At 43.7% G+C, this 6,364-nt stretch carries 7 protein-coding genes and 1 pseudogene; 6 read left to right on the top strand and 2 right to left on the bottom strand.

All coding sequences use genetic code 11. The features are described 5' to 3' along the window. Window positions 1-34: 34 nt before the first annotated feature. On the bottom strand, window positions 35-754 hold the full coding sequence (locus B3K91_RS13035; RefSeq protein ID WP_214060804.1) for a sugar phosphate nucleotidyltransferase: 720 nt from the start codon (window positions 752-754) through the stop codon (window positions 35-37). A 263-nt stretch (window positions 755-1,017) separates the two neighbouring features. Between B3K91_RS13035 and B3K91_RS13030 the strand changes: the two genes are divergently transcribed. After that, window positions 1,018-1,662 (top strand): MgtC/SapB family protein, encoded by a 645-nt coding sequence (locus B3K91_RS13030; RefSeq protein WP_099829768.1) that lies wholly within the window; start codon window positions 1,018-1,020, stop codon window positions 1,660-1,662. A gap of 2 nt (window positions 1,663-1,664) precedes the next feature. Here B3K91_RS13030 and B3K91_RS13025 read toward each other — a convergent pair whose 3' ends face one another. After that, window positions 1,665-2,054: a hypothetical protein gene (locus B3K91_RS13025; RefSeq protein ID WP_292588260.1), complete on the bottom strand. Its 390-nt coding sequence runs from the start codon at window positions 2,052-2,054 to the stop codon at window positions 1,665-1,667. A 783-nt stretch (window positions 2,055-2,837) separates the two neighbouring features. On the opposite strand from B3K91_RS13025, the pseudogene B3K91_RS13020 reads away from it, so the two are divergent. The 5 genes and pseudogenes from B3K91_RS13020 to B3K91_RS13000 form a co-directional block, all read left to right on the top strand. After that, window positions 2,838-3,794: pseudogene (locus B3K91_RS13020) on the top strand (FAD-dependent oxidoreductase); the annotation flags it as partial. A gap of 752 nt (window positions 3,795-4,546) precedes the next feature. Further along, on the top strand, window positions 4,547-4,876 hold the full coding sequence (locus B3K91_RS13015; protein WP_349680350.1) for a patatin-like phospholipase family protein: 330 nt from the start codon (window positions 4,547-4,549) through the stop codon (window positions 4,874-4,876). After that, window positions 4,876-5,052 carry a hypothetical protein gene (locus B3K91_RS13010; RefSeq protein ID WP_292592735.1) on the top strand — a complete coding sequence of 59 codons (177 nt, stop codon included), beginning with the start codon at window positions 4,876-4,878 and terminating at the stop codon, window positions 5,050-5,052. Before B3K91_RS13015 ends, B3K91_RS13010 begins: the two co-directional genes overlap by 1 nt. Then, window positions 5,049-5,630, top strand: coding sequence for a hypothetical protein (locus B3K91_RS13005; RefSeq protein WP_292592737.1), 582 nt, complete (start codon window positions 5,049-5,051; stop codon window positions 5,628-5,630). The genes B3K91_RS13010 and B3K91_RS13005 overlap by 4 nt, the downstream gene beginning before the upstream one ends. Window positions 5,631-5,840: 210 nt before the next feature. Beyond that, window positions 5,841-6,364: alpha/beta hydrolase family esterase (locus B3K91_RS13000; RefSeq protein ID WP_292595343.1), on the top strand; the 524-nt coding region annotated here is incomplete at its 3' end.

Genomic DNA, 6,364 nt, shown 5'->3' with positions numbered 1-6,364 from the left:
TCTGGTAATGAGACTTCACCCTTGAGAAAAAGGTTCAGTCGGAGAGAAGTTTTTCTGCAATTTCAAGATCCTCAGGAGTGTTAACCCCCAAGAATTCCTCTTGATTCTCGGTTACAAAGCCGCATACAGACTTATGTTCAATCAACGATAGAGACACAATATCGGAAATGTAAATTTCTCCGGTATCCTTATTTGGTATCAGATTGTCGATATATTCTTCGACCACATCTTTTCTCAGAATTATTGGTCCAATGTAGAACTCCCAGGGAGGCGGGAAGTCAGGAATCTTTTTTTCCTTGAAGGAGATTACCTTACCGTATTCGTCACGCTCAACAAGAGCATATGGAAATTTGGTTTCGGTTACTCCGGAAAGAAATGTTATATCACAGCAATTACTCTTATGGAGTTCAGCAAGGGCCTTAAGGGAATCTTCCGTGATCAGAATGAGATCAGAATACATCACCAGAATCTCAGAACCTTCCGGGACCAAGTGAAGTGCTCTTTTCAGCGCATCTGCAGTTCCCTTCGGCGAATCTTGATATGCAAGTATGGTATTGCTATCGAGCACATTCCGAAAATCGCTTTCGAAGTCCGGATTTATTACTACTATTGAATTGACGCTATCGCATACTGAAGAAACCTTTCTTAGGATGTGAACGATCATCGGCTTGCCTTTCACTTTGACCAGGGGCTTAGGAACTTCCGACTTCAGTCTTCTGCCCTTTCCGGCTGCGAGAATTACGGGAATCAGCACATCTATCACTCCTTCCAACCAATAATAGCATTTTGGAAGTGAAGAGAGAATTACTCTTGGAAAGTGGCCCTCAAGGAAGAATCACATTCCGACTTTGGTAACTCATGAAAACGCAGATATGATCTAGCGTTTTAGCCTGATGGAAGAGATCATACGAGAAGTCGAAACAATGTCGATTGGTCGATTGGTGTAGAAATGCTGTGCTCTTGTGTTTACTTATCGGAGGGAAAGGTTATAATCGTAACTTAAGGGAGGGTTGAAAATTGGAATATTTGGATCTGTGTTTGAGGCTATTCTGTGCTCTTGTTGCAGGAGCGATGATAGGAGTGACAAGAGAGAGAATATACAAGCCGGCAGGACTCAGGACACACTCTCTCATCTGTGTTGGTGCTGCTTTCATTACGGTGCTTTCTACAACAGTATTTGTAACCGCAGAACACGGTGACCCTGGCCGAGTTGCGGCACAAATTGTCTCTGGGATAGGATTTCTGGGAGCGGGAACGATCCTGAAAAAGGGTTTTTCGGTCAAGGGTCTTACAACGGCAGCAACGCTTTGGGTAACTGCAGCGGTTGGCATGGGATTCGGAAGCGGTGAATATCTATTGTCCACCGTAGTAACCGTATTCGCAATAATGATCGTGCTTTTTCTGAAGAGGATAGAGCTTTTCACCGGCGGAAGAAATCTGCCGAGAATCCTAATAGTTGCGAGTAATACTGAGGAAATGTCCAGAAGAATCTCAGAATGGTTCAAGGACAATGGATTGACAGTAGAATCTATGGAAGTTGAAGACGATGAAGAAAACCTTACATTGCTAATTGAGATAAGCAAAAGCGATGCTATAAAAATCAAGAATCTTATGGTTGGTTTGTCGAGATTAAGGGGCATCAGAAGTGTGGAGCTTCGATAACTCTATTTTCTCGGACAAATGTGGTCTATCCGGAGTTCCTGACCTCCTATCGAAAAAGATGTGATCATTCCCTGAAGATTCAGTACTCCCTTGGGGCCGCTTACGCTTGTCAGAGTTACATTCACTCCGCCTATTACTTTTCCTTCGATGTCTGAGAAGTCCTGTACATTTTCGAGAACCCCGTTTATTTCCACATTTATGTTTCCACCGTACTCTCCATAGTAGAGAATAAGGCCGGTTGGATTGACAGGGAACTTGAAGGAGATCGTGACGTTGTTCATATTCATATCCTTTTTGATATCCTTTCCCGAGTGTCCCGCCATACCTGCATTTGTAACGGTCATTACTCCGTTTGGAGTGGGAGTTCCATTGAACCAGAAGAAGGGTTTCATAACCATCCGTGTTGTCAGTTCAGAAAAGACGTCATCATTATGATATTATGCTCGAACAGTGAATCCCCCAAAGTCAACACATTTCAAAACCACGTAACATCCAGAGAACACAAGAAGTGTCGTCAATACAAGTGCTAGCGTCACAACACGTTTCTAGAATCGCCCCCCGTAGAATTTGGCAGAAACTGAAGTGAGAATTAGAGAAAGAATGATTGAGACCAGATAATTATACGTCTCTCTCCCAGATCAAAGAAAGCCAAGACCTGTGTTGGTTCTAATCACTTTGAATGGTCGAGGGACCCGTCAAGAAAGATACCTCAATTTGCGTGCAAGTCTTGAGAAAAGATAAAGAGAATTGTTAGAGTTTTGGGTTCTCCTTTCAGAAAGCATCTAGCTGCCGCTGATGTTAATATGAAGAGGTTCAAGACGGTCTCTACTAAAGAGAAGGAAGATCAAGAGAAAGCAATGTGGAGACTCTTGGAGTCGGAATTGGAAATAAGAGACTCGTCAATAGGTTCTGCGTTGAGTAATTGAATGCGAACGGGACAAAGCTATGAAGATTGGAAGACGTTACTAAAGAACAGCAAAATCATTTGGTCCTCATTCTGGTATCGGAGAATCGTCGTTCGCTGGTACCGGTGCTGTTAGGGGAGGTTTTTTGGCGAAATCCTGGTTGACCAGCGTGAGCGTGGGGGAATCCTTAGAAACGCCTTCAATTCAGAGATTCTGAAGATCATCTTTCTGGAAAAGCTGAGAAAGGCTGGAGTTTGACTTGTACTTCATTCACTTCCGACAAGAGTTTCCTCTTCCGAGCGGACAGTTGAAGAAGTTAGTTTCATTTCCTCTTCAGGTGCGGAGTTCACTGCAATAGCAAAGATGTTTCTTGATTCTACGGTTGACGCCTCACTAGGTCAAATGGCAGGAGCTACGCTCTTCTCCGGTGATACTGATGGGGCAAATCAGGCGTCAACACTTATGTTTACTATGAGTAACATCAACTTCGAGAGAATTAGGGAGGACGTCAGTCGTAGAAGAAGCAACTTCTTCAAATGGGTGACACCAGATTCGAAGCCTCTTTCAGTTGCGGGCTACTTTGAAGAGATCGAAAAGGCTAGAAAGAGTGGACTTAACAATCTTCACGACTACTTTTTCTTCATTGAACTTCCCGGGGAAGACAGAGTATCCGTCAACACAACTCACTCGTTCGGTAAAGATCCTGTCAATCTTTTCGAACTGAGCAAATCGGTCTTCGAATGTTCTGAGCAGATCGACCAACTTGTAGCCTTTTCTAGGAAGTACGTTCGGGGATTTGAAAAGTCAAGAATTGAGAAGATTGCAGGCGATATTGGAATTCGAGAGAGCAGAAGAGTGAGGGGATTTTATGTCTTCACTGGAGAAGACTTTAGATTGCATAAAAAGTTCTATGACGGTGTCGCCAAAGCAACATATGGAATAGATGTCCATTCCCCTGAAACTCAGAAGATTACTCCGGAAGTCAAAGGCAGAGTACCTTCATATTCTGACTATTATGAGATACCTTTAGGAACACTCATCAGCAGCGACTTAGACAATCTAAATATGGCAGGCAGATGTTTCTCAAGTGATTTTGAAGGGCAAAGCGCCGGTAGAATAATGCCGACGTCAGCAGGCATGGGACAACAGGTAATTGGTGTAGCCTCTGCGATTTCTTTGGAAAGCGGCATACCCATAAGAGAAATCTCGAGAGATGAAATTATCTGAGAACTTGACAGGATAACCGAGAAAAAACCGCTATACTCTCTGGCGGCCCTTCTGAAGATAAGCAAATGAGGTCAGGTGCGCCTGTTTTGGTTCAGGGAGGCTCATTTTAAGCGATTGGCAGATTTGGTACTGGAATAGATAGTGGCAAGAATTGGGTCATTGTTGCGCCGGATACGGGTATGCAGTCAGTTTTTGAAGGGAATCGACAGCGCTGGATTTTCGAAGATGGGACGGCGGTATTGACAGAAAGAGCTTCTCCCCGTGAACTTAAAACCCTGGCAAAAGGAGGAGTGAGTAGAGATTCGTGCGCCCGTAATCTACTTTGTAGCGGCGCTTATGAGATTCTGACTGAGCTGGAACAATTCTGGAAGTTGCGTACGGCCAACAATATATGAACAATGAAACGGTGTTTCATAGGTGGTTTTTACTTAGAGGTGTCGAAATGAAAAGAGCATTGGTTCTGGGAGGTGGAGGAGCAAAAGGTGCAGCTCCGTTGGGGTTATTCGTGCGCTTGAAGAGAAGGGTTTCATTCCCGACCTCATAGTTGGAGTAAGGATTGATGCTCTAGTCGGGGCGGGATATGCAATATTGGCTGATTCAAATAGCCTCTGGGAGGTTTCTTCGAGAATCTTCAGAAAGGATGTCAAATAACTATCATTGATGGAATCAACAGTAAATGAGAGAGAGGAACCGATCTTCAGTGTGATGCTTGTTTATTCTTGTATGTTTTCGGAGCAGCGCTTCCCTCTGGAGTGTATTCTAGAACCATTAGGAAACACTCAAATAGGTATAGATTCTCCAATACAAAGATTCCTTTTGTGTGCACATCTACAGCTATCTGTTCAGCTGAACTTCTCGTCCAAAATGAAGGGAGTATCTATGAAGCTCTTAGAGTATCAATGGCTATTCCAGGATTATTCAAACCTGAAAAGAAAGGAGACCTAACACTTGCCGATGGCGGTATCCCGAACAATCTTTTTGTAAGCGTCGCAAGAGAGGCGAATAGTACTTTCTTAGTTGCCGTAGATCTTTCTTCATCGAATAGGGTTACTTCAATACTTCGAATTCAATATTGGGAGTGATGGATGAATACAGAGCCGATTTGATTTTGCAGAGAGAAATAGCTGCTGCAGATGTTTTGATCTCTCCCGTTATGACCAGGAATATCAATATGATGGGTTTTTCATCCTTTATTGATGTCATGAATGAACCGTATGAAGAAACGCTCGGATGTGACTTGAACGGAGTGACGCTTTGAAGATGCATGTCGGGGGATACGGTTTTCAAGGCCTTGCTGCTTTGGAGCACATAAATGATCTCGCCGGCAAGGGTAACATAATACTGAATGGACTGACAGGATATTATACGGTGACTGCAGAAGCGCTGAGAGAGGGTGAGGCGATTAGCCGCTTAAATGAGTTTGTGAAGAGTCTCTTCGGCACTCTGAAAGTAATGGAGGGTTCGACAATCTCTTCACCAGTAGGGCTGCGGGATAAGTTACAGAAGATTCGTCACTGCCGGATCTGGTCCAGACAGAATTACGTCTTCGAAAGCGATGTTAGGGATTTCTTTCTGAAAGGGGTATCAGGAAGTACAGATGCCAGTTCTGAGGTTTTTGATCTCAAAGAACGCTCGCTCAAGCTTGTTTCAGGGGCGGCAGGGAAAGTTGCGGCTTCGTGCATCTCTATCCTCGGTCTCTTTCCGACTTTTATGGGTAGATACGTCACCACTACATTTTTTAGTCAGATTCCCGTATCATTTCTATCGGACGGAGACATAGTCCTTCTTAACCTCAGAGATCCATCTTTCGGCATGCTTAATACAGCTTCGAACTAACTGTTTCAGGCTATGGAAATTCGCTCGACAAATTACGCAAGGGAGAGGCTTTCGCTTTTTGAATGCCGTTTAGTAAGAGTTATGAAGAGGATTTGTTCAGACAACGTGTTTGATTTTCTGGAGAGACTGAGGAATTGTTCTGGCTTAACAAATGTTAGTATTGAAATGTTATCAACTGTTGTAATTAAAAGGTGAACGGGGGGTAGCTAAGTGTTCAAGACAATGGTGATAATCGGCACTCTTCTGGCCATGGGATTCTCCCTCGTCAGTGGCACGAAAAAGGGAGTAGATGAGGTTATGACGATAGAGCATGACGGCAGAACGAGACAAACCATAATTCATCTACCTCCGGAAATCAAAGATGAGAAGTTGCCGGTAGTTCTTGTCTTTCATGGCCTCTTTGGCAATGGCAATTACACAAAGAACACTTACGGAATAACGGAAGTTGCTGATAAAGAGGGTTTCATTTCAGTCTATCCTGAGGGAACAGGCCCTTTGAACAGCGTTTTCTTGAGCTGGAACTCAGGTTTCTGTTGTGGATATGCTATGGAGAACAAAGTTGATGATGTTTCATACATTTACGAGCTTATTGTCGAAATAATTAACAGTTATCCCGTTGACGAGACCAGAGTCTATCTTGTCGGTCTTTCCAATGGAGGAATGATTGTCTATAGGCTTATGTCACGCTATCCAGAGCTGTTTGCGGCATGTGCAATTGTCTCTTCTTCTCCGGC

The organism is Mesotoga sp. UBA5847, from assembly GCF_002432735.1.
Classification (GTDB): domain Bacteria; phylum Thermotogota; class Thermotogae; order Petrotogales; family Kosmotogaceae; genus Mesotoga.
The sequence above is the reverse complement of the archived record's forward strand: the minus strand, read 5'-3'. Positions and strand labels throughout refer to the sequence as shown.

Excerpts from the sequence above, each read along its gene's own strand:
- B3K91_RS13025 (WP_292588260.1), bottom strand. The coding sequence starts at position 2,054 with ATGAAACCCTTCTTCTGGTTCAATGGAACTCCCACTCCAAACGGAGTA.
- B3K91_RS13010 (WP_292592735.1), top strand. The coding sequence starts at position 4,876 with ATGGATGAATACAGAGCCGATTTGATTTTGCAGAGAGAAATAGCTGCT.